The 271-nt window shown below is 57.9% G+C and carries 1 protein-coding gene; it reads right to left on the reverse strand.

The features are described from left to right. Positions 1-271 (reverse strand): immunoglobulin-like domain-containing protein (locus HU764_RS27535; RefSeq protein WP_217835032.1); only part of this gene is annotated, 271 nt, incomplete at both ends.

A 271-nucleotide genomic window follows, 5' to 3' on the forward strand; every position in this document is an offset into this window, starting at 1 on the left:
ATCGCCTTGCGCTTCGTGGGTGTATGGCGCGCTGGTTTCGCCCGCTTTGATGGTGACGGTAGCGTTGTTGCTCAGGGTCACGACCAGGTCGTGAGCCAGCGCGGTGTTGATGTGAACGGTGAAGGTCGGTTTGACGTTTTCCGCCACCGAGACTTGATCAGCGGTGATGGTGACTTTGACCACATCGCCTTCGTTGCCTGGGGTACCCGGCTCGTCAGTCACAGTGGTGCTGACCGGGGTCTTGTCCAGAACCAGGTTTTCGAATTTCCAA

The sequence above is a fragment of the Pseudomonas kermanshahensis genome (assembly GCF_014269205.2).
Taxonomy (GTDB): Bacteria; Pseudomonadota; Gammaproteobacteria; order Pseudomonadales; family Pseudomonadaceae; genus Aquipseudomonas; species Aquipseudomonas kermanshahensis.